This is a genomic window from Helicobacter sp. T3_23-1056 (assembly GCF_053654535.1).
This window is the reverse complement of sequence record NZ_JBSIUU010000015.1, coordinates 45,548-65,906: the sequence shown is the minus strand read 5'-3', so window position 1 is coordinate 65,906 and position 20,359 is coordinate 45,548. Positions and strand designations below refer to the sequence as shown.

Annotated in this window: 25 protein-coding genes and 2 tRNA genes; 10 read left to right on the top strand and 17 right to left on the bottom strand. The window is 40.1% G+C overall.

All coding sequences use genetic code 11. The annotated features are described in order from the left end of the window. From ACWIUO_RS08965 to ACWIUO_RS08955, 3 genes are all read left to right on the top strand, one after another. A partial coding sequence (locus tag ACWIUO_RS08965) for a hypothetical protein (RefSeq protein ID WP_454177557.1) occupies nt 1–435 on the top strand: 435 nt, incomplete at its 5' end. 10 nt (nt 436–445) lie between these two features. Further along, nucleotides 446–991, top strand: a complete 546-nt coding sequence (locus ACWIUO_RS08960; RefSeq protein ID WP_454177556.1) for a hypothetical protein — start codon at nt 446–448, stop codon at nt 989–991. 50 nt (nt 992–1,041) lie between these two features. After that, the gene (locus ACWIUO_RS08955) at nt 1,042–1,173 is read left to right on the top strand and encodes a hypothetical protein (protein WP_454177555.1); all 132 of its coding nucleotides are present in this window, start codon (nt 1,042–1,044) and stop codon (nt 1,171–1,173) included. Between the two features lie 119 nt (nt 1,174–1,292). On the opposite strand, the gene ACWIUO_RS08950 is transcribed toward ACWIUO_RS08955, so the two are convergent. Next, a tRNA-Met gene (locus tag ACWIUO_RS08950) sits at nt 1,293–1,369 on the bottom strand. 75 nt (nt 1,370–1,444) lie between these two features. Next, a tRNA-Gln gene (locus ACWIUO_RS08945) sits at nt 1,445–1,519 on the bottom strand. A gap of 125 nt (nt 1,520–1,644) precedes the next feature. Here ACWIUO_RS08945 and ACWIUO_RS08940 point away from each other — a divergent pair. The 3 genes from ACWIUO_RS08940 (at nt 1,645) to ACWIUO_RS08930 (ending at nt 6,326) form a co-directional block, all read left to right on the top strand. Further along, the gene (locus ACWIUO_RS08940; RefSeq protein WP_454177554.1) at nt 1,645–2,670 is read left to right on the top strand and encodes a bifunctional 3,4-dihydroxy-2-butanone 4-phosphate synthase/GTP cyclohydrolase II; all 1,026 of its coding nucleotides are present in this window, start codon (nt 1,645–1,647) and stop codon (nt 2,668–2,670) included. A gap of 655 nt (nt 2,671–3,325) precedes the next feature. Then, entirely contained in the window at nt 3,326–4,063 is a 738-nt protein-coding gene (locus tag ACWIUO_RS08935; RefSeq protein WP_454177553.1) for a hypothetical protein, read from the top strand. 16 nt (nt 4,064–4,079) lie between these two features. After that, nucleotides 4,080–6,326, top strand: coding sequence for a TonB-dependent receptor (locus ACWIUO_RS08930; protein WP_454177552.1), 2,247 nt, complete (start codon nt 4,080–4,082; stop codon nt 6,324–6,326). Nucleotides 6,327–6,743: 417 nt separating this feature from the next. On the opposite strand, the gene ACWIUO_RS08925 is transcribed toward ACWIUO_RS08930, so the two are convergent. The 5 genes from ACWIUO_RS08925 to ACWIUO_RS08905 form a co-directional block, all read right to left on the bottom strand. Then, entirely contained in the window at nt 6,744–6,971 is a 228-nt protein-coding gene (locus tag ACWIUO_RS08925; protein WP_454177551.1) for a hypothetical protein, read from the bottom strand. 137 nt (nt 6,972–7,108) lie between these two features. Further along, complete coding sequence (locus tag ACWIUO_RS08920) at nt 7,109–7,375, bottom strand: hypothetical protein (protein ID WP_454177550.1); 267 nt, start codon at nt 7,373–7,375, stop codon at nt 7,109–7,111. 121 nt (nt 7,376–7,496) lie between these two features. After that, a complete protein-coding gene (locus ACWIUO_RS08915; RefSeq protein WP_454177549.1) occupies nt 7,497–8,042 on the bottom strand; it encodes a hypothetical protein in 546 nt (181 codons plus the stop codon). A 290-nt stretch (nt 8,043–8,332) separates the two neighbouring features. Beyond that, nucleotides 8,333–9,118 carry a 5'/3'-nucleotidase SurE gene (gene surE, locus ACWIUO_RS08910; protein ID WP_454177548.1) on the bottom strand — a complete coding sequence of 262 codons (786 nt, stop codon included), beginning with the start codon at nt 9,116–9,118 and terminating at the stop codon, nt 8,333–8,335. A 17-nt stretch (nt 9,119–9,135) separates the two neighbouring features. Next, the gene (locus ACWIUO_RS08905; RefSeq protein WP_454177547.1) at nt 9,136–10,119 is read right to left on the bottom strand and encodes a polyprenyl synthetase family protein; all 984 of its coding nucleotides are present in this window, start codon (nt 10,117–10,119) and stop codon (nt 9,136–9,138) included. 201 nt (nt 10,120–10,320) lie between these two features. Between ACWIUO_RS08905 and ACWIUO_RS08900 the strand changes: the two genes are divergently transcribed. The 3 genes from ACWIUO_RS08900 to ACWIUO_RS08890 all read left to right on the top strand — a co-directional run bounded on the left by ACWIUO_RS08900 (nt 10,321) and on the right by ACWIUO_RS08890 (nt 13,851). Then, nucleotides 10,321–12,033, top strand: a complete 1,713-nt coding sequence (locus ACWIUO_RS08900) for an outer membrane family protein (protein WP_454177546.1) — start codon at nt 10,321–10,323, stop codon at nt 12,031–12,033. A gap of 139 nt (nt 12,034–12,172) precedes the next feature. Continuing rightward, a complete protein-coding gene (locus ACWIUO_RS08895; protein WP_454177545.1) occupies nt 12,173–12,841 on the top strand; it encodes a response regulator transcription factor in 669 nt (222 codons plus the stop codon). Nucleotides 12,842–13,206: 365 nt separating this feature from the next. Continuing rightward, complete coding sequence (locus tag ACWIUO_RS08890) at nt 13,207–13,851, top strand: SixA phosphatase family protein (protein WP_454177544.1); 645 nt, start codon at nt 13,207–13,209, stop codon at nt 13,849–13,851. Between the two features lie 255 nt (nt 13,852–14,106). Here ACWIUO_RS08890 and ACWIUO_RS08885 read toward each other — a convergent pair whose 3' ends face one another. The 7 genes from ACWIUO_RS08885 to ACWIUO_RS08855 all read right to left on the bottom strand — a co-directional run bounded on the left by ACWIUO_RS08885 (nt 14,107) and on the right by ACWIUO_RS08855 (nt 18,426). Further along, nucleotides 14,107–14,394, bottom strand: coding sequence for a hypothetical protein (locus tag ACWIUO_RS08885; protein ID WP_454177543.1), 288 nt, complete (start codon nt 14,392–14,394; stop codon nt 14,107–14,109). A gap of 33 nt (nt 14,395–14,427) precedes the next feature. Continuing rightward, on the bottom strand, nt 14,428–14,586 hold the full coding sequence (locus ACWIUO_RS08880; protein WP_454177542.1) for a hypothetical protein: 159 nt from the start codon (nt 14,584–14,586) through the stop codon (nt 14,428–14,430). Nucleotides 14,587–14,715: 129 nt separating this feature from the next. Beyond that, entirely contained in the window at nt 14,716–16,263 is a 1,548-nt protein-coding gene (gene guaA / locus ACWIUO_RS08875; protein WP_454177560.1) for a glutamine-hydrolyzing GMP synthase, read from the bottom strand. A 135-nt stretch (nt 16,264–16,398) separates the two neighbouring features. Then, nucleotides 16,399–17,607: an HP0729 family protein gene (locus ACWIUO_RS08870; protein ID WP_454177541.1), complete on the bottom strand. Its 1,209-nt coding sequence runs from the start codon at nt 17,605–17,607 to the stop codon at nt 16,399–16,401. Between the two features lie 60 nt (nt 17,608–17,667). Next, nucleotides 17,668–17,871, bottom strand: a complete 204-nt coding sequence (locus ACWIUO_RS08865) for a hypothetical protein (RefSeq protein ID WP_454177540.1) — start codon at nt 17,869–17,871, stop codon at nt 17,668–17,670. Between the two features lie 72 nt (nt 17,872–17,943). Then, a complete protein-coding gene (locus ACWIUO_RS08860; protein WP_454177539.1) occupies nt 17,944–18,264 on the bottom strand; it encodes a hypothetical protein in 321 nt (106 codons plus the stop codon). A gap of 33 nt (nt 18,265–18,297) precedes the next feature. Next, nucleotides 18,298–18,426, bottom strand: a complete 129-nt coding sequence (locus ACWIUO_RS08855; protein ID WP_454177538.1) for a hypothetical protein — start codon at nt 18,424–18,426, stop codon at nt 18,298–18,300. Nucleotides 18,427–18,490: 64 nt separating this feature from the next. Between ACWIUO_RS08855 and ACWIUO_RS08850 the strand changes: the two genes are divergently transcribed. Then, a complete protein-coding gene (locus ACWIUO_RS08850) occupies nt 18,491–18,613 on the top strand; it encodes a hypothetical protein (RefSeq protein ID WP_454177537.1) in 123 nt (40 codons plus the stop codon). A gap of 153 nt (nt 18,614–18,766) precedes the next feature. Here ACWIUO_RS08850 and ACWIUO_RS08845 read toward each other — a convergent pair whose 3' ends face one another. From ACWIUO_RS08845 to ACWIUO_RS08835, 3 genes are all read right to left on the bottom strand, one after another. After that, complete coding sequence (locus ACWIUO_RS08845) at nt 18,767–18,952, bottom strand: hypothetical protein (RefSeq protein ID WP_454177536.1); 186 nt, start codon at nt 18,950–18,952, stop codon at nt 18,767–18,769. A gap of 386 nt (nt 18,953–19,338) precedes the next feature. Next, nucleotides 19,339–20,193, bottom strand: coding sequence for a hypothetical protein (locus ACWIUO_RS08840; protein WP_454177535.1), 855 nt, complete (start codon nt 20,191–20,193; stop codon nt 19,339–19,341). Then, nucleotides 20,151–20,345 (bottom strand): hypothetical protein, encoded by a 195-nt coding sequence (locus ACWIUO_RS08835; RefSeq protein WP_454177534.1) that lies wholly within the window; start codon nt 20,343–20,345, stop codon nt 20,151–20,153. The genes ACWIUO_RS08840 and ACWIUO_RS08835 overlap by 43 nt, the downstream gene beginning before the upstream one ends. Nucleotides 20,346–20,359 lie beyond the last annotated feature (14 nt).

Below are 20,359 nucleotides of genomic sequence, written 5' to 3'. Positions count from 1 at the left end.
GCTTCCTTCATATTTGGCGTAGTGGTGGGTTTGGCATTAGTATTTGCGCTATCGGTTGTGCCATATATTTTCACAAGTATTTTTTATGAAAGAGAGAGATTTTCAGTAATCAAAAACGACGATAGGCATTTTTTATACAAAGAGGATTATTTGATTCGCATAAATGGAGAGAATTTCTCCATTAGCACAGCAGAATTTAGGTGTCTAAACCAAGAGGATAAAACCTCTTGCAAAAAGAATAGTTGGATTGATGAGAGGGATAAGGAAGCGTTTGAAAAATACAATAACTTTGGTGTGTTTGAGGGCAAAACTCTGCCAGATGGCAAAGCATTTGTCTTTAAAAATGGATTTTTGGAATCTTGTGGCGAAATCAAAAACAACACGCTAAAAAATGCCAAATCACAAGAACAATGCCAAAAAAAAAGCGCACAATAAAGGTAAAAAAATGAATATAAGAAAAATCGTCTCATTGGCGATAGATACACTAGGTGTGGTGTTTTTATTTGTCGTTGGTTTTGTTTTGACACTCATTGTAAGTATAATTGTAGGTTTGTGGCTGTGGGAAAATTCTGACTATGATTGGAGATATAATGCCCACAAAGCAGAACATATAGGGCGTTATAAAGATGGCAAGCGCGTAGGCAAATGGGAATTTCACATTGAATCTATACTTGATAATGGCAATGGAAAAGTGCAATCCCTTGTCGGTAGGTATGAAAATGGCGTTAGGCAAGGCGTGTGGGTATATAGAGAGCTTTCGTATTTAATCTATGATAAAGGCATAGTGCGTAAATATATCAACCCATTTAGCTTCAAAGAGGACAAAAATCAAGTGGGATATTACAACGAACATAATGTATTTGTCGATGCTGCTTATGCAAGGTATTTTGCAGGGATACTCAGAGAATATGATGAAAATGGGATTTTTATCCAAACGCGTAAAATTACCGAGCAAGATAGGCAAGAAATTGCAGATTTTTTAAGCAAGTGATATTGCTTAAAAAACGCTGTTTTTGATAAAAATTTACCAAAAGAAATCAAATGAGGTTTTTGGCAAATTATGATAAATACGAACGGGGGAGTAAAATATATCAACGATTTAAAGCAGATTCTACGCGCAATCACAAGCAAGAATCCACCATTGAATATTTGCATATTTTGCGAAAGAATTAAAACGGACTAAACATTAAAGCAGATTTTGATAAGAAAATAAGGTTTTTGATTGTGGATTTTCTAACATTTGGAGTAAAAAATCTAAAAGAAGCAAAATTGAAGTAAAAAAAATAGGATTTTGGTTGCGGGAGATGGATTTGAACCACCGACCTTTGGGTTATGAGCCCAACGAGCTACCGGACTGCTCTACCCCGCGACAAACTGCGATAAATTGCGAGAAAAATAACGCAACAAAAAGTTAAAAAAAGAAACTTAGAGAGAATCTAAAAAGTGGCTGGGGTACAAGGATTCGAACCTCGGAATGGCTGGACCAAAACCAGCTGCCTTACCACTTGGCGATACCCCAATCATTTCAAAAAACTTAAGCCAACAAAGCTATAAAACAAAGTCGGTATTCTATAAAACTTTATGTTTTTTGTCAATACTTTTAAAGTATAATACGCCCAAATTTTACATTTTAAGGACTGCATTGTGGAATATTTGACACGCGTAGAAAACGCAATCGAAGCAATCAAAAATGGCGAAATGGTAATCGTAATGGACGATGAGGATAGAGAAAATGAGGGGGATTTGGTGATGGCTGGAATCTTTAGCTCGCCACAAAAAGTAAATTTTATGGCTAGCAAAGCGCGCGGGCTTATTTGCGTGTGCGTTACCCAAGAGATAGCCACACAGCTTGATTTACCGCTTATGGTGGCAAAAAATGACAGCAATCACGAGACGGCTTTCACCGTGTCTATTGACGCTAGGGAGGCAAAGACGGGGATTTCAGCTTACGAGAGGGATATGACGATTAGCCTTATGTGTGCTCCAAATGCCAAGCCTAGCGACTTTGTCCGTCCGGGGCATATTTTCCCGCTTATCGCAAAAGACGGAGGCGTGCTAGTGCGCACGGGGCATACCGAAGCAGGCGTGGATTTATGCAAGTTAGCAGGGGTAAAGCCCATAGCAATCATCTGTGAGATAATGAAAGAAGACGGCACGATGGCGACAAGGGGGGATAAGTTTTTGAGCGATTTTAGCAAGGAACATAATCTAAAGATTCTATATGTCTCTGATTTAATCGCATATCGCTTGCAAACCGAGAATCTACTTAACATAACTTCGCGTGAAAATAGTGAATTTTTATCAAACGAATGCGAGAAAATCACGCTAAAAGACCATTTGGATAGGGAGCATTATGCGTTTAGGTTTGGCGCGCCAGATACGCCACTTGTGAGGCTTCACACCATACGCACGGATTTTGAGCTACTCCAAAACGCAAAACGATTTGACTTCTTGCTAAAATGCGTGAAAAAACTCCAAAAAGAGGGCGGGTATCTTGTGTTTGTCAATGACACTTCCACGCGCACGGATTTGATGAAAAACTTTGGAATCGGCGCACAGATTCTAAAAAAACTAAATATACGCGAGTTTAAACTCATCAGTAGTAACAAGCGTGATTTTGCCGCACTTGGCGGGTTTGATTTGAAAATCATCGAAACGGTTACGGTGTAGGTTTTTTTGATTTTGCAAAAAGTGATTTTGTGAATGTGGTTTAATTGTAGAATGTGATTTTTAAATGTGGTTTTTAATGTGGTTGGTAGATTTGTAAAATCTTAGATTTTGCCAACTACAAATTTTTGCAAAATTTTGCCAAAAAAACTGATGACAAAGCAAAATCCGCTTTTGCAAAATCCGTTTTTGTAAAATCCGCTTTTGCAAAGTGATTGCAAAATGCTTGTAAAACTTACCAACAAATCCAAAAAATAAACTTCAAAAAATAAACTTTCCAAACAAAAATTCCCAAAAAACTTCTAAAACAATCCCAAAATAAGATTCTAAAAATCTTTCAAAAAGACTTCCAAAAAAATTCTAAAAATTTTTCAAAAATTTTGAAAAATTTTTAGAATTTCCACAAAAAATCTAAAAAAATCTAAAAAACTCCAAAAAATTTTCAAAAATTTTCAAATTCTTGCAACGCCACATTTTGCGCGACTTTTTGTGAATTTTTCTCATTATATGTTTATTTATGATAATTATGCGATTAGTTGTTAATTTTTGTTTAAGCAAAAATTTTTTATAATCCGCGCATTTTATAATTTCTAAAACGATTCTTAAAAAATCTTTTGGGATTATAAAACAACTTCCAAAAACTAAAAAAGGACAAACAATGAAAACGAACATAAACAACGCCTTGCGACAAGCAACGCACAAAGCCACTCAAAATCTAGCAAAATCTAGTATGCCAACAACGAGAGAGAGAGAGAGAGAGAGTAAAAGGCGCGAAAATCTAAACTCTAAGCTCTCAAATGCAAGACACGCACAATCTGCAAAAATGCAACTTATAAAAACACCATTTGAAAAATCACGGCTTATAAAATCACCACTTGCAAAAACACAATGCGCACAGCTCACAAAATCTAAGCAAGACAAATCTACAATCGCTTTAAGCGTGGCTAGTGTTTTTTGCTTTAGTCATCTAGCTTTTGCGCAAATGCCACAAGATTTGGCAAAAGATTTTGATAAAAATTTTGCAAAAGATTTTCGGCAAGATTTGACTAAACAAAATATGCAAAATCCACAATCCACGCAAGAATATCCACCAAGACAAAATCCACAAAATCCACCATTTGCAATGATTTTGGCACAAATAGATTCCACCCAAACAGATTCTAGACACAACCAAAATCCAAACGACAACGCTATACGCAATAACGCCATAAATAATAACGCTAACCAAAAAACCTACGACATAGATTCTAGCCAAACGGAATCTACAAACGCCACAGCAGAATCTATGAAAATAGATTCCACCTCGCAATCATTTGACAAACCTTCCCGCTACAATAAACTAAAATCCAAAAACGACTTAGAATCAATAAATTTGGAGGCAAAAAGATTTAGGTAAAGTAACGGCAAGCGCGGTGGTAAGCTCTGGGTTTGATTTGCCATTAAAAGATGAGCCTAAAAATGTCTTAAAAATCCCAAAAGAAAATATTACCAACAAAGGCTACACCTCCCTAGAGCAAGCCTTGCAATACCAACCGCTAATCACATTTACCAATAACGGCTTTGGCTCAAATATCGATTTGCGCGGGCAAGGCAGCGATGCAAATCGCGCTGTAAAGATTCTCATAAATCGCGTGCCTATTAGCCTGCTTGACACAAGCCACGGAATCCCTCCGTATAATAACCTTGACATAGAGGACATAGAATCTATCGAGGTTTTGCCCGGTGGAGGGGCTGTGGTATATGGCAATGGCACGCGTGGAGGCGTGGTAAATATCATCACAAAGACGCCTAGCAAGGATTTTGCTAGAATAGTGCTAAAAGCAAGCAGTGGGGAGAGGCTAGGTCTGCAAGGTGGCGCGCTATCGCTAGCAGGGGGCAAAAAGATAAATAATGCTTTATTTGTGAGAGGCGATGTGAGTGCTAGCTATGTGCCAAATAATCGAAATACCAAAGGCAAAGAACCAATTTCTACGACTCAAGTAAATTCAAACAGCACAACAGGCGCATTTGAAAACGATAACACGACAAATTTATACACTTCTATCCAAACAATATGGACACCAAATGAGAATCATAAACTAGATTTTAGTGCTAATTATTCGCATACTTGGAGAAATTACCCAAATGCTTATTTGACTTTGGCAGATACGACAACCACCACAACAGGCAATCGCCCAAATCAAGTATCAACAGATACTTATAATGGCAAACTTTATAGCACGATAAAAAACGAACGATTTAACCCCGATGGATATACCATACAAACCCAAACCGATGCCCTGCAAACCGCGCTAAACTACACTGCTAAATTTAATGAAAATTTAGATTTTGACGCGCTAGCTTTTTATCAATTTAGCATTTTAAGATATGTAAAATATGATTATAGGACATATACTTCAAGTGGTGCGGGGTTTAATGTGTGGAAAAATTCAGGTGATGGCAAGGCTGGATTTCAAAATCACGGCGGTGGGCTAAATTTCAAACTAAAACATAAAATATATAAAAATACACTCATTGTGGGATTAGATAATATATTAGAATATTCTAATCGCACAAATTATATGGAACACGAGGTGCACACTTCTCACGCAAATCCAAATATGATAGCCACACATTATCTTACAGATTTTAATAATAGAGCCATAAAACTTTCAAATAGTCTTTATGTATTTGATGATTTTCAATTTACAAAATGGTTTGATTTAAGCGCAGGTGCAAGGGTAGAATTTTCTAACTATTGGACTACAAATGACCAACTAATGAAAATGCTTCCTAGCACTTTTTCTCAAACAACCTCTACGGAGCAAGAAAAATTTCACAAGCACACAGACAGGCTAAGCTACGCCGCAGAAATCACGCCAAATTTTAGATACAGCGATACGGGCAATATTTATACCAAAGCCGAGCTAGGATTTATCAGCCCTAGCGCGTTTCAAATGATAAATGCCGACCCAAATTCTGCGATAAATCAAGGCAACCCACAAGGCACGCAACTAAACAAAAACGAGCTAAATGGCATAAAGCCCGAGCAATATGTAACGGGTGAGATAGGCTGGAGGGATTATTTTTCTTGGAGCGATTTGAGCGCGACAATTTTTTATACGCATACTTTTAATGAAATCTTTGTCAATACGATTTCGCACGGCACGGCGTATTCATACAGCAATCTAGGTGAGACCCAACGCGCAGGAGCGGAGCTAATGGCAAATCAAGGATTTTGGAATGACAGAATCAAACTAGGGGAGAGTGTCAGCTATATCTATACAAATATCTTGCAAACAAACGCCACAAATAGCCACTTAAAAGGCAAAAGCGTGCCTTATGTGCCTTTTATCAAGGCTACATTGCATATAGAAGTAGAGGCACTAAAGCTAGGAAATCAATCTTTGAGCGTGTTTTTTAACAACGCTTATTATGGGCAAAGCATCGACACCACCACGCGCACGGTAGCAGGACAGAGCATAAAAGAAAGCTATGTGATGAATAAAGGTGGATATGTGCTAAGTGATTTGGGGCTAAACTACAAAATAGCGCGTTTTCAAATCGGTGCAGGTGTGCGAAATCTTTTTGACTCGCTATATGCGACTTACCAAAAATACCCAAACTATATCGCAGGGCTAGGCAGGACATATTATGTAGAGTTGCGTTTTGGATTTTAGATTTTGGGGTTTTTTGCGGAGGGGTTTTGGGGTTTTTTTGCGGAGGGTTTTTTTGGGGGTTTTAGATTTTGAATAATGCGGTTTTGGTTGCTTTTGTAAGCGTTTTTTTTTATTTTATTTTATTTTTTATTATTTTTGTTTTATTTTTTTTTTTTTTTGTAGTTTGCTTTGCGATTTTATTTGTAGCTTGCTTTGCGACTTGCAAAGATATTTTTTGCAAAGATGCTTTTGTTTTTACGAAACCTTAGAATATACTTTGGTTTTTCTTGCAAAATCTTAGAATATACTTCTGTTTTCTTGCTAAACCTTAGAAAAATACTTCGGCTTCTTGCGAAAACTTAGTATGACAAAAAGGTTGCCGTCATTGCAAAAATTTGCGCAATCTTTAGTCCAATAAGAGTCAAACAAGGATTGCCATCATTGCGAGATTCTGCGATTTTTGTCAAAAGTCGCAGAATCGTGGCAATCCACCCTCCCATCGTCATTGCGAGATTTTGCATAGCAAAATCGTGGCAATCTATCGCTGCAAAATGCCAAAAACACACTTTTGGCAAAAACTAAAAAATAGATTGCCACGCGTGGCATAAGCCACGCTCGCAATGACAGCAATGCAATTTTTAGCAATGGCAGGATTTTCCACCCCATTACGGATTCGCATACTTCTTGTCCCCTCCCTCTGCGGATGGGGCTAGGGGGTGGGTATCTTTGGATTCCACCACCGCCATTGTAGGCAATGATTCTGTTTCCGTCATTGCAAGCGAACGCTAGTTAAGCGTGGCAATCTATTTTGCTTTTATTACAGAATGGATTGCCACGCAAGGCAAAGCCTTGCTCGTAAAGACGATAAAATGTTGGATTACCACGCAAGTCTTGTGTTTTGCTCGTAATGACGGTAGGGGGGTGTTGCTTTGTGAGATGCTTCGGTTTTTGTGAAAACTTAGTATGGCAAATGATAGTGTTTTGGATTGCCACGCATTAGATTTTGCTAAAAATGCAAAATCTAATCGCTCGCAATGTTGTCGCAGGGGGGTGGATTTTGTTTTTCGCAACTGCGATAACTCGCGCTTGTGCGCTAAAATCGCTACTTTGTAGCTGTGGGCTTGTGTTATGATTTTTAGACTTTTGACAAAAACGCAAAATCTTGCAATGAGAGAATTTTTGCCATTTGCATTATTTGTTAGCTTGCAAGTTTAAGATTAGGCTACGGATTTGCTCGATTTTGTCATACAAATCTTTATCACTAGCATAGTTTATAAACTCCCCTTTAGAATGCTCGCAATAACGCTCCGCATTATCTAGCATAGATTTTAAGTCCATCTTGCTAGGCTTGTTTTCTAGCAGGGCTTTTGAGACATAGCCACGCACTTCTAGCCCCTCCAAATAAATCTCACTAAAATCATCTTTGTAGCGTTTCAAACACGATATAATTTCCTTTGCTCTGTATCGGTTAAATTCATTTGAAAAGCTAGGGTGTCCAAAACAAAATAACAGCTTTGGTGGCTTGTAGCTTATGTATAAAATATTTTCCTGCATAGCAGGGGGGAGCGTGGCTTTTAGTCGCTCTAGTTTATAGCGCGTGCAAAATGCCCTGCCTAGCTTTGCATACGCTGGATTAGCAAAGATTGAGGAGATGATATGTTTGGCTTTTTTGATAGAATCTATGTTGGTAGGATTTATCGCATTTTTGATGCTAGATTTTGCTTTGAGGGATTTCATTTTGGCTACCTTTTGCGTTTTTGTTTGCGTTTTTATTTGTGCATTTGCTTGCGTGTTTGCGGATTTTGCCTGCTTGCTTTATGTGTTAGTGGTTGCGGGTTTAAGGGCGATCCTTATTATTCGCAGCCTAGCCAAGCAGTAGGATTTGATGATTTAGATAATATTTCTACGCGTATGGAATAGCTAGGATTAAAACTATTTTAGATTTTGCGTTTTTGCGCTTTTTTGCTAAGTCTTTTTGCCAAAATCTAAAAACCAAAATCCATATCGCAAATACATAAAATCTAACGCTATTTTTCCCACGATTTTAGTTTGGCGATGTCCTCATAGCTTGTCATATCCACGCTTAAAGGCGTGATAGAGACATAGCCGCTCATCACTGCGTCAAAATCGCATAGATTCTCGCTTCGTTTTTCCCATTTTATCGGGTGCGTGCCTAGCCAATAGTATTCTTTGCCTCGCGGATTTTGCGCTTTGCGCGCATCGTTGCCATAGAGGCGATAGCCTAGCTCGGTGATTTTGTAGCCTTTGGATTGTTTTGCTTTGGGGATATTTACATTTAGAAATCGCCTTTTTGGCAAACCCAAATGACTAGAATCAGCCAACATCTCTTTTGCGATTTCATAAGCGCATTTTTTTGCTAGCGCAAAATCACAATCTTTTGCCTCTCCCTCTTTATTTACAAGCTGTGAAATCGCCACGCTTGGTATCCCAAAAATAGACGCCTCCATAGCCCCAGCCACCGTGCCAGAGTAGGTTACATCTTCGCCCATATTGCACCCGATATTTATGCCTGATACGACTAGATGGGGAGGGTTATTTTTGCCATATAGCGTGTTTAGCGCGAGATATATGCAGTCTGATGGCGAGCCGTCATCTAGTTTGTAAAGATTGGATTTTACTTCGTGTAGCATTAGTGGTTTTGTGATAGTTAGCCCGTGTCCGCAGGCGGATTTTTCGTTGGCAGGGGCTACGATGACTACGCGTCCTAATGGCTCTAAAGCCTCTTTTAATGCCAAAAGTCCTAATGAATCATAGCCATCATCATTGGTAAGCAAGATTTGTTTTTGTGCCATTTTTGTCCTTTTTTGTGTTATGTGATTTCTTTGAAAAAATCCTCTAGCAAGTAGCTTAGATTGGATTTTATGCCTAGCGGGAGAGAATCTAGTTTGGATTTTAGGCTAGATTTTAGCGTGGCTAGATTTTGCTTTGCGCCTTGCAAGCCTAGCAGATTTACATAGCTATTTTTTGCGCTATCATTTTGCGTAGTCTTGCCCGCTTTTGCGCTTGTTTGCACAGCGTCTATGATGTCATCTCGCACTTGAAAAAATAATCCTAATTCTAGCCCAAATGATTCTAGCGTAGCGATTAGCTCATTAGAAGCATTTGCGATAAGCGCGCCCATTTTTAGGCTTGTGGCGATTAGTTTGGCGGTTTTATGGATATGGATAGTTTGGAGTTTTTCTAGGCTTAGAGATTGGTTTTCATAGTGGCAATCTAATGCCTGCCCGATTATCATTCCGCTTAATCCGCCATTTTGCGCTAGCTCGCCTATCAGCGCGACTACCACGCTAGGAGCTAGCACGCATTTGCTAAGCAAGTAAAACGCATAAGTGTTTAGCCCATCTCCCACAAGAATCGCCGTAGTCTCATCATAAGTGGTGTGAAGGGTGGGATTGCCCCTGCGAAGTGAGGCATTATCCATACTTGGCAAATCATCGTGGATAAGCGAGTAAGTATGCAGGCATTCTAACGCTAGGGCTGGCAAAAATGCGTTTTTATTTAGCATAGGGTTTAGCCCATCGACCACCGCTAGCAAGAGGTTTGGGCGAAATCGCTTGCCACCATTTAGTAGCATTTCCCAAAACGCACGCAAAAAATGCGGGTGAAAATCTGGCGGGCAAAATCTAAGCAAATCTGCGGAGGGAGAATCTTGCTTGAAATCTTGCCTATTTGGTGGGGGAAAATCTTGTGAAGTGGATTTTGCAAAAATATCGCTAGGATTTTGGGATTTTAGGAATGCTTCAAAATCACTGATTGCTTGTTGGTAGCTTAAAGTGTGATTGTTTTTTGACATTTTTATCCTTAGAGATTTTGATGATTTGGCGTAGTTTATGTGGTTTTAATCACAGGTTTAAAACACGGCTTTTAATAAAAATTTTAAAACAAATATAAGTGAGTGATTTTAGCCAAAACTACCTTAAAAGCACAAAAATTTACAAATCTTAACAAAAAATACAATAATATATCACTTTCACTTAATATAAAAGGAGCAAAAATGCCTAACAAACTTCCACATTTATCCAAACTAGCAAAAAAACATACTAGCTTTTTTATTCTGCCATTTTGCCTGCTATCTTGCCTAACGCTTAGTGGCACGATTGCCACGCTAAATGCAGAACCTATCCAAAATCCTAGCGAGATAAACATTATCATACAATCTGGACAAGACATAGAAGCAGAGCAAGCACTAGAATCTAGCCAAGAAACAAACTACGATGAAAGCACCGCAAATAGCACAGCAAAAAGCGACACCGCAAGCCAAAAAAACGAATCTATCCAAAAATCTAAAAAACCAACCTCTATCATAGAAAAAGAGGGACATAGATTTGCTCCCACGCGCTATATTAGATTTTATTATACAGGCTGGGTTGAGAGCTTTAGCAAAATCGGCTTTAACAATCAAAAAATAGATTCTAACTTAGGCAAATATCCCACCGATAGTTTTAGCGCGATGGTTGGTAGCTTTGGACTAAAAGGCGAGTATAAAAAGGGGATACAAAATCTTGATTTTGGGCTTAGTATCACTGCTGGTGGGCTTGTGTATGATTCTAGTAGTAGGGCATATCCCGGTGGAGAGAGTAGCGTGATGAATGAATACATAGGAATGTGGGAGGGCTATGATTTGCAAGGCAGAAGCCATATCAAGCGACATTATTATGTGGTAAATAACGCTTATTTGGAATATTATTATTTGATTCCTTTTGGGAGTAGCTATCGGCGGAGGTTTTATTTTAAAGGTGGGCGATATGAGTCCAAAGCGCAATATATGAGTGGCTACACGCAGGGTTTTGAGCTAGGGTTCAAGACTTGGAATCTTGATTTATGGTGGTTTAGCTCTTATAGTAGGGCATTTGCGTATGGGCAGTGGCTGGTGGATTTTTATTCCCCTCGCGGATATTACGAATCTTATGATGAAAACGGCAAAGGTATCGGCAGTTTTAAAAACAACGGAATCCACGCATTTAAGGCGATTTATAGCATTGGCAGGCTTGATATTAGCCCGCAGGTGTATTTTTCTATCGGCACTTATACCGCGCCTATCATAGAGCTAGTCTATGATACTGATAGGGATTTTAGCGCGAAAGGTTTTCGCTCACAAACGACTTTGCATTTTATGAATCCTCTGCATAATTCTCGCGTGGTAAATGATAGAGATTATCGCTATGGGGACTTGGTAGCAAAATCCACGCAAACACTTTATATAAAGCAACGATTTGATTTTAATGAATATAACTTTGGGCTTGGGCTTTACAAAAATTTTGGCAATGCAAATGCGTATATAGGGACGATTGGCAATCCTATAATGCTAGATTTATGGACGACTAGCGCGTATGATTTGGGGCGAAATATCAGCGACATCATTAGCAAAAATGCCATTACGCCATTTGTGTTTATCGGTGGGAAGCATTTTGATAATAAATTTAGCTGGAATCTTATCGGGCGATACACGGATTCTACGCGAAGTGAGGAGGGCTCTATCGCAGGGGCATTCTCTTATGTTTTTGGTGGAGGGCTTAGCGTGGGCGTGAAGCTAGAGTGGCTTACTGACACGACAAAGGCTGGCTATCGTGTAGGCTCAAATGGTAGCGGTAGCATAAATGGCGTAAAAGGTGCTGATAGCACAGCAAGCGCAGAATCAATAAAATCCACCCCCAAACGCACCGATGATAGAAGCCATAGCTTTGTGTGGGTAAGGTATGAATTTTAGATTTTGCTATGGTAGATTTTACAATGCGTAAAAATCACAGCGTAAAAAATCGCAAATTTCACATTTATCTTGCAATAAAGATAAATAATGCTACAATTTGAAGTCGGGTAGCACAAAAAATCCAAACAAGGAGAGAAAAATGAGCAAAATCCTACTCATAGAAGATGATGTAGAGATACAAAATCTTATCAAAACTTATTTAGAGCAAGCTGGCTTTGAAGTCATCACTACCGCCCTGCCAAACGAATCCCTAGACATCATAAAAGAGCAAAGAAATAGCATTGAGCTAATCATACTTGATTTAGGATTGTCGCAAATGGACGGCTTGGAGCTATGCAAAAAAATCCGCGCAGAATACAAAATCCCTATCATCATTTCTTCCGCCCGTGGCGATATTTACAACAAAATACAAGGTTTTGATAAAGGTGCTGATGACTATCTAGCAAAGCCCTATGAGCCTGTGGAGCTTATCGCCCGTATAAACGCGCTACTTCGCAGACTAAAGCCAAAAGAAAGCTCTTTTGGCGCGCTTCGCATAGACACGCAAAAGCGCGAAGTCCATCTAAATAATAAACTTTTGGATTTGACAAATACGGAGTTTGACATACTAGCACTGCTTATCGAAAACCGCTTGCACCCTATCAGCCGAGAATCTATCGCAAATACGATTTCTACGATTCACGATGATTCTAGCTTGCGCAATGTCGATACGCATATCCGCAACCTACGCATAAAGCTAAATGACAACGCCAAAGAGCCCAAATTTTTGCAATCTGTGTGGGGGATAGGATATAAATTTTGCCTGTGAGCGTGTGAGTGTTTGTGGATTTTGGGGTTTGCTAGGATTTTGGTTTATGGCGTTGATTTAAGATTTTTGATTTTTGCTTGTGATTTTGACTTGTGGTTTTTGTTTGCGTGCTTGGCGTGCGTGTTTTGCGTGGATTTTGTTGTAGATTTTTTGTGATATTTTTTTGGTGATTTTTGTGGCAAATTTTGTGGTTTTTTTGACAAATTTTATGGCGATTTTTAGCGATAGATTTTGGGTAAATTTTTAGGTTTTTTTGCAATTCTAAAATTCTAAATCGTATATTTCTACTTTTTGACGATATATCTTTGTGCTTTATCTAAGCACAATGCCAACAACACAATAAAAACAAAAACAAGGGAGCCAAAATGTCTGCCAAAATCACTTCTCAAAAATCCCTGCCAAATAACCTACCTCATAGCCTGCCTCGCACCACAAAAAACCAAAATCCAAAACCCACAAACACCCTAAGCGCAAAGCTAAAACGCATTATCATCATTCGCCACGCCGATAGTATGGATAGAGAAGTGTTTTTGACTTCTTGCAAAGCAAAAAAAATCCCGCACAATGATATGCTCCGCCCCCTAAGCAAAAAAGGCAAAATCCAAAGCGAACACATAGCCCTTTTTGTCCAAAAATCCCTACACACGCAGCGAGCCCCCATTTCTTGCGTGCTTACTTCCCCTGCAAAGCGCACGATTCAAACCATAAAGCCACTCTCAAAAGTGCTAAAAAAAGTGCCTTGTCAGCTGTGTGATTTTATCGCGCCAGATTGCGGGATAGAGGGGTATGAAAAAGCGATATACGCAAACGATGAGACAAGCCAAACCCTAGTGCTTGTGGGACACGAGCCAGATTTGGGTGAATTTGTCAAATACGCATTGGGGGTGGATTTTTTTGAGTGCTTAGATTTTCCAAAAGGCGTAATCATTGAGCTAAAGAAAAAGCCAAAGGCAAAGTATTTGCAAGCAGGATTTACCCTCTCTCTATTTATCCCACCTAAATATTTGTAAAATCCCCATACTTATTTTTACGCGTAGCGATTCTAAACTTTTTTGTATTGTATTTTTCTTGCATTGCGTTTTGATTTTTTTTGTTTTTTGTTTTCTTGCATTGAATTTTTCTTGTATTGCATTTTTTTTTGCTTTGCGATACCATTTTGCATTTTATTGCAATGCTTGTTTTTTTTCTTTCAATGCCATTTTGTTTTTCCTTTCAATGCTATTTGCTTTTTCTTGCAACGCCCTTTTGTTTTTTTCTTATCAATACTATTTGCTTTTCTTTGCAATGTTCCTTTTGCAATATTTGGTATGGCAAATGTTTTTTTTGCTATTGCTAAGCGGATTTTTTAAATCCACGCGGCAATCTAAAATTATGCGGTCATTGCGAGCCGTGCTTGCACGGCGTGGCAATCCAAAATAAGCCCCCTCCCTTGCGGAGTGGCTTTTGCTTTGGCTAACGCCTCGCAACCCGTTGGGTGGGGGTGGGTTTTCTGTCATTGCGAGATTTTGCGACTTTGTCAAAAATTGCAAAATCGTGGCAAGCCACCCTACCATCGTCATTGCGAGAATATTAGATTCTAGCAGAATCTAATATTCATGGCAATCCAAATCTTTTTTATCGATTACTTTTACTTTTTTAAAGCCTTGCGATGAGAAAGCAATGTTAGATTCTAGTGAATCTTGTAATGATGATTTACTAGAATCTAGCGTGTGAATTGCCACCATTTGTAGTGTCAAATCACACAACGCAAAATCGCAAAATCACTTTTGCTAAAAAGTAATTGATAGCAATAGAGCCTAGCAAAATATGCAAGTATGATAGATTCCAAAAAGCATAAAAAAAGGGCTAAAAATAAATGCCTTTAAAAACATCTTTCACTCCCACTCTATCGTGGCTGGGGGCTTGGAGCTTATGTCATAGACTACGCGATTTATCCCCTCTACTTCGTTTATGATTCTATTACTCACTTTTTCTAAAAACTCAAAAGGCAAATGTGAAAATCTCGCCGTCATTCCGTCAATCGCCTCTACGGCGCGAAGCGCGATGGTGTTATCATAAGTGCGATTATCGCCCATCACGCCTACACTACGCACATTGAGTAGCACGCAAAACGCCTGCCACACGCTACCATATAGCCCATTTTTATGCAACTCCTCGATAAAGATAGAATCTGCCCCGCGCAAAATCGCCAAGCTCTCCCGCGTAACCTCGCCCATAATGCGAATCGCAAGTCCGGGTCCGGGAAATGGGTGGCGCATAAGCATAGATTCTGGCATTCCTAGCTCGCGCCCCAAGCTCCGCACTTCATCTTTAAAAAGCTCGCGCAGTGGCTCGATTAGCTCAAAGCGCATCCACTCTGGCAGTCCGCCGACATTGTGATGAGATTTGATTGTCTTGCTTGGTCCTTTTACGCTTACAGATTCGATGACATCGGGGTAGAGCGTGCCTTGTGCCAAAAATTTAATCTCGTCATTTGCATTGTGCTTTTTTGCTTCGCGCTCAAAGACTTCGATGAAACTCTCGCCGATGATTTTTCGCTTTTGCTCTGGCTCGGTAATGCCCTTTAAGCGACTTAAAAACAGCTCGCTTGCGTCTGCGGTGATAAGCGGGACGCGTAGATTCTCCCTAAACATTTGCTCCACTGCCTCTCTCTCGCCTGCGCGGAGCAAGCCTGTATCGACAAAGACGGGGATTAGATTATCCCCGATTGCGCGGTGCAAAAGCGCGGCGACAACGCTAGAATCCACGCCCCCGCTCACCGCGCATAAAACCTTGCCATTTTGTGCGATTTCTCGCACTTTGGCGATTTCTAACTCGGCAAAATTTTTCATATTCCATTGATTATTTGCCCCACAGATTGCAATCGCAAAGTTTGAGAGAATCTGCGCTCCGCACTCACTATGCACCACTTCGGGGTGGAATTGTATCGCATAGATTTTGCGCGTAAAGTCTGCAATCGCACAAATCTCGCTATTTTCACTTTTGGCAATCACGCTAAACCCACTCGGCAAAGCGGTAACTTTATCGCTATGGCTCATCCACACGATACAATTTTGCTTCACACCACTAAAGATTCCGCGTGAATCGATGATTGTAAGATTTGCTTTGCCAAATTCTTGCGCGGTGGACTTTGCCACTTGCCCGCCGAAAAAATGCGCGATAAACTGCATTCCATAGCAGATTCCTAGCACGGGGATTCCTAACTCAAAAATGCGCGAATCAGGCTTATACGCGTCCTTTTCATATACGCTCGCAGGACCACCGCTTAGGATTAGTCCGCGCGGATTTTTCGCGCGGACTAACTCCGCGCTCTCAAAATATGGCATTATCTCGGTGTAGATTCCCATTTCACGCAAACGCCTAGCGATTAACTGCGTGTATTGGCTTCCAAAGTCAAGCACGATGATTTGGGGATTTAGCATTTGTAAGTGTTGTGGATTTTTTGGGTTTGGTGTAGAGGGGGTAGCGGATTTTGCACTCATTATGTCTCCCATTATGTTTCATAAGTTTAAAGCTAAAATCGCATTATAGCAAATTTGCCTTAAAACTTCCACGCCTTAGATTTTACGCAACGCTAATCGCATTGTTAGTAGTTCGGCAATGCTACTTGCACAGCCTATGCCTAAAACTTTTTCTCGTATTTTGGTTGCGTGTTTGAGATTGGCTTTTTCGCCGTGTGCGACAGGATTTCGCATTTGGCGGATAGATTTAATCTCTTGGCAAACTTGCCTAACAAAAAACGACAATCTATACTTACCAAATCTTTCATCACACTCATTGATATACGCGCTAAAAGCAGAGCCTAGCAAATGCCCATAGCTCCCTAGCGTGCCTCCAGATTCTAGCAAATCGCCCACTTTTTTTGTCTTGTTCATATCATCATATTCAATCTCAAGCACTTCGCTATTTTTTAGAGCCAAAAACTCCACAAGATTTTTGACAAAGCCATAGCATTCTTGCTCATACGCCTTTGCGTAGCGTAGCACCACGCTACTAAAATCATATCCCACATCGCCCTTGTTTGCGCTAAATTCTAGCTCGGCATAAATGAGATTCTCAAAGCTATTTGGGTGAAGCGCGTAAAGCAAATTTGTCCCAAAGACAAAATGCGCTAGATTCTCTTGCATAGCCAAAAACTCCGCGCTTTTAAAAAGATTTAAGAAATATTTTTTATTCGCCTTAGCCTCGCCATTGCTTTGCCCTACAAAATCATTGCCAAAATCATCGCCCAAATCATCGCAAAAATAATCCACCTCATTTTTTTGCGTGATTCTCAAAGGATAGGTATAGGAATTGCCATAAATCGCATAAGTATGCCCACCAAAATCAGGCGTGCGAAATCCAGCCAAATATTTATCGCGCAAAGTAGCAAAATCATCACGCACAATCTCGCGCAAATCCGTGATGATGAAATACCCCTCGACATTTAAGTCTTTTTGCTCATAGTAGTTTGGGATTATCTCATTTGGGGCTTGGGATTTGTCCAAAATCTCATCGACTTTTGCCACATAGAGATTGGCATAATCCGTGATAAAAAGCTGTAAATACGCGCCTTTGTTTTGCGCTTTTTGGGATTGTAGCTCGGATTTTATCGTGTCAAAATCTAGCGGATTTTCGCCTGTGCTTTTTTGACCTCCTAGCGTGTCTTTTAGCTTGGAGCGCACCTTGCCAAAAGCGACTTTGCCATTTTGTTTGAGCACTTCTAAGTGGGATTCTATCACGGTGTCTTGGTAGTATGGATTGTATAAAATCAGCAGGTTTGTCATTTTGTTCCTTTGTGTTGGAGATTTTAAAATGCGCTAAATAGAGGCGTAAAGATTTTGGGGTTATTTGCTTTTGCTGATGAGGTAGCCACCTATCCACCATAGCCCCAGCCACGCTAGCCCCCACCCCACGCCATAGTGATAAAAAATCGCAATGCTAGCGATGATAAAGCCTACAAAAACAAACATATACATATACGCCATAAAGACAAACAATCCTAAAATAGCCGATAAAATCGCTAATAAAAATAAAAAAATCGCTCCCATTTGCACTCCCTTTTTATGCGTTGATTTTAGATTTTGCACTCATTTTGTGCTATGAAATCCAATCTAGCCTAATCAAAAGAGCGATTTTATCGATTTATCGATTGATGTATCGCCCTTGCGCTTTTGGCTAAATCGCTCTAACGCACAAAATATCTCTTCAAACTCTTTGGGATTTTGCTTTTTATACGCAAGGATTAAATCTAATGCTTCAAATGCGGAATCCACGCGCTTTTGTTTGGATTCTAGTTCGTTTGTGAAAATCTCTGCTTGCTGTTTTAGCTTAAATCCTAGCGTTCCTAGACGCGTTAGTTTCCCTAGCTCCCAAAAAGTAGCAAATTCATTTAAAAATTTATAACCTACACTAATTGTTTCTAGCATTTTTTTGCAGTCCATTTTTTACCCTTTTAGATTTTATTTTTTAGATTTTTATTTGTAAAACGCCTTTTTGCCTTTAAGTATGGTAAAAATCGTCCTTGCGAGCGCAACTTGTTGCGCGTGGCAATCCAACATTGTATCGTCATTGCGAGCGTTGCAACGCAACGCGTGGCAATCCAAAATAAGCCCCCTCCCTTGCGGAGGGGGCTAGGGGGCGGGCGTCATTGCGAGCAAGTCGCAAGATTTGCGTGGCAATCCACCCACGCCGTCATTGCGAGAATCTAGGCTTTTGTTAAAAAGACTAGATTCGTGGCAATCCAAAATCATAAATTACCAAAACACACATTTTGCAAATTTGATAAAATAGATTGCCACGCAGTTTGGAATCTAAAGAATCCAAACTGCTCGCAATGACGCAAGCAGAATCCTTACCCACAATGTCGGCGGAATCCAAAGAAACCCACCCCCTAGCCCCCTCGTGCTAAGAGAGGGGGTTTTAAGATTCTTACAATGACAGAATCTAACCAAAAAACCCTTTGATAAAATCCGTGATTGTGTTGGTTTTTATCCTTGTCATTGCTACTTTGCATTTCTCACACATTGGGCACATTTCAAGCGGTCTTAGCGCATCGCTTTTGGGTGCGATAAATTTCACTTTGCCACATTTGGGACATTTTGCTATGAATGATTTTGGCTTGATTGGCATTTTTGCTCCTTTGCATTTTGTTTGGTAAAATCCACTTGTCATACTAAGTACTAGCAAAGTATCTCAACGCATAGATTCTTTAGAAAATCTAACAATGCAACTAGAGATATTTCGCTAACGCTCAATATGACAAAGAAAATCGTCATTGCGAGCGCAACTTGTTGCGCGTGGGAATCCAACATTGTATCGTCATTGCGAGCAAGTCGCAAGACTTGCGTGGCAATCTATGGTTTTTGAGATACTTCGCTTCGCTCAGTATGACAAAATTTTATTGTGGATTGCCACGCCGTGCAAGCACGGCTCGCAATGACAAAATTTCCCCCTCGTGCTAAGGGAGGGGGTTTTGAGATTCTCACAATGACAGAATCTCATACTATGAGACTTTGTTATGCGGATTGTTGCAATGTCTCTACGCGCTCACTACAAAAGCTACCATAGCTAGCAAAATCCCCTCTTATCGTGCTATCTAGGGCTATGGCTAGCTTTGTGGCTTCGCTTAGCTTGCTTTGATAGTCGCTATGTGAGGCAGAATCTGCGCTAGATTTTAGCTCTGCATTTAGCGTGGCTAGTCTATCGCAAGATTCTTTGATAGATTTTATAGCGGATTTGACGCTCTCTACCTCGCCTACTTCATCTAAGTCATACTTGCTAGAAGCGACACTATATATTTTATTTAACCCCCTTATAGCGTCCAAATCGCTAGAATCTCCACTATCCTTTGCGACAAAGACAAAATCCAAAATCGTCTTATGTGCTTTATAGCATTGAGATTCTAGCTCATAAATCGCATCGATAAAATCATCGTTTTTTTGGATTTCATCGTGGAGGGCATTAAGTTTATCCATCTCATCATCATAGATAGGGATACCTATGCGACTACATTGTGCCGCGCTAAAGCTTGTTTTTTTCACAAGGGCTGGTGCGAGCTGCATACCATTTAGGTGCTTGCATTCGCTCTTGCGCAAAGTTGATTTTAGGGTATCTAGGCTTGACATCACACCCTCTGCATAAAGTGGCTCATCAAAGACTTTTTCATAGCCTTTGGCTAGCCCTTCGGTTATCGCTCCTAAGCCGTTGCAGATGATTTTGCCCGCTTCCTCAAACGCCACATCTTTGTAGTCTAAGCCGTAGTTTTCTGGCTTTTCCATTTGGCTATCTAGGTGTTTTTTTGCCTTGTAGCCTGCGTATCCTAAGCCTGCTAGGGCTGCACCGCCCAACAATAAACGAGTGAAACTTGACATTTCTTGCTCCTTAAAAGTAGATTTTGTAATGCCCTCTCTTGCTTGTCTTGCCCGCATTTGCGCTTTTGATTTTGTTTATTTGCGTTTTGCGGGGCTGATTTGTGCAAGATTTTGGCATTTACAGGCGAGATTTTACTCCCCATACGCGACATTATTTGTCGCGTTG

What these genes read in the sequence shown, in the direction of transcription:
- ACWIUO_RS08960 (WP_454177556.1), top strand. Translation starts at nt 446, where the DNA reads ATGAATATAAGAAAAATCGTCTCATTGGCGATAGATACACTAGGTGTG.
- ACWIUO_RS08955 (WP_454177555.1), top strand. Translation starts at nt 1,042, where the DNA reads ATGAGGTTTTTGGCAAATTATGATAAATACGAACGGGGGAGTAAAATA.
- ACWIUO_RS08935 (WP_454177553.1), top strand. Translation starts at nt 3,326, where the DNA reads ATGAAAACGAACATAAACAACGCCTTGCGACAAGCAACGCACAAAGCC.
- ACWIUO_RS08925 (WP_454177551.1), bottom strand. Translation starts at nt 6,971, where the DNA reads ATGGGGTGGAAAATCCTGCCATTGCTAAAAATTGCATTGCTGTCATTG.
- ACWIUO_RS08915 (WP_454177549.1), bottom strand. Translation starts at nt 8,042, where the DNA reads ATGAAATCCCTCAAAGCAAAATCTAGCATCAAAAATGCGATAAATCCT.
- surE (WP_454177548.1), bottom strand. Translation starts at nt 9,118, where the DNA reads ATGGCACAAAAACAAATCTTGCTTACCAATGATGATGGCTATGATTCA.
- ACWIUO_RS08905 (WP_454177547.1), bottom strand. Translation starts at nt 10,119, where the DNA reads ATGTCAAAAAACAATCACACTTTAAGCTACCAACAAGCAATCAGTGAT.
- ACWIUO_RS08900 (WP_454177546.1), top strand. Translation starts at nt 10,321, where the DNA reads ATGCCTAACAAACTTCCACATTTATCCAAACTAGCAAAAAAACATACT.
- ACWIUO_RS08895 (WP_454177545.1), top strand. Translation starts at nt 12,173, where the DNA reads ATGAGCAAAATCCTACTCATAGAAGATGATGTAGAGATACAAAATCTT.
- ACWIUO_RS08890 (WP_454177544.1), top strand. Translation starts at nt 13,207, where the DNA reads ATGTCTGCCAAAATCACTTCTCAAAAATCCCTGCCAAATAACCTACCT.
- ACWIUO_RS08885 (WP_454177543.1), bottom strand. Translation starts at nt 14,394, where the DNA reads ATGGTAGGGTGGCTTGCCACGATTTTGCAATTTTTGACAAAGTCGCAA.
- guaA (WP_454177560.1), bottom strand. Translation starts at nt 16,263, where the DNA reads ATGCTAAATCCCCAAATCATCGTGCTTGACTTTGGAAGCCAATACACG.
- ACWIUO_RS08870 (WP_454177541.1), bottom strand. Translation starts at nt 17,607, where the DNA reads ATGACAAACCTGCTGATTTTATACAATCCATACTACCAAGACACCGTG.
- ACWIUO_RS08865 (WP_454177540.1), bottom strand. Translation starts at nt 17,871, where the DNA reads ATGGGAGCGATTTTTTTATTTTTATTAGCGATTTTATCGGCTATTTTA.
- ACWIUO_RS08860 (WP_454177539.1), bottom strand. Translation starts at nt 18,264, where the DNA reads ATGGACTGCAAAAAAATGCTAGAAACAATTAGTGTAGGTTATAAATTT.
- ACWIUO_RS08845 (WP_454177536.1), bottom strand. Translation starts at nt 18,952, where the DNA reads ATGCCAATCAAGCCAAAATCATTCATAGCAAAATGTCCCAAATGTGGC.
- ACWIUO_RS08840 (WP_454177535.1), bottom strand. Translation starts at nt 20,193, where the DNA reads ATGTCAAGTTTCACTCGTTTATTGTTGGGCGGTGCAGCCCTAGCAGGC.
- ACWIUO_RS08835 (WP_454177534.1), bottom strand. Translation starts at nt 20,345, where the DNA reads ATGTCGCGTATGGGGAGTAAAATCTCGCCTGTAAATGCCAAAATCTTG.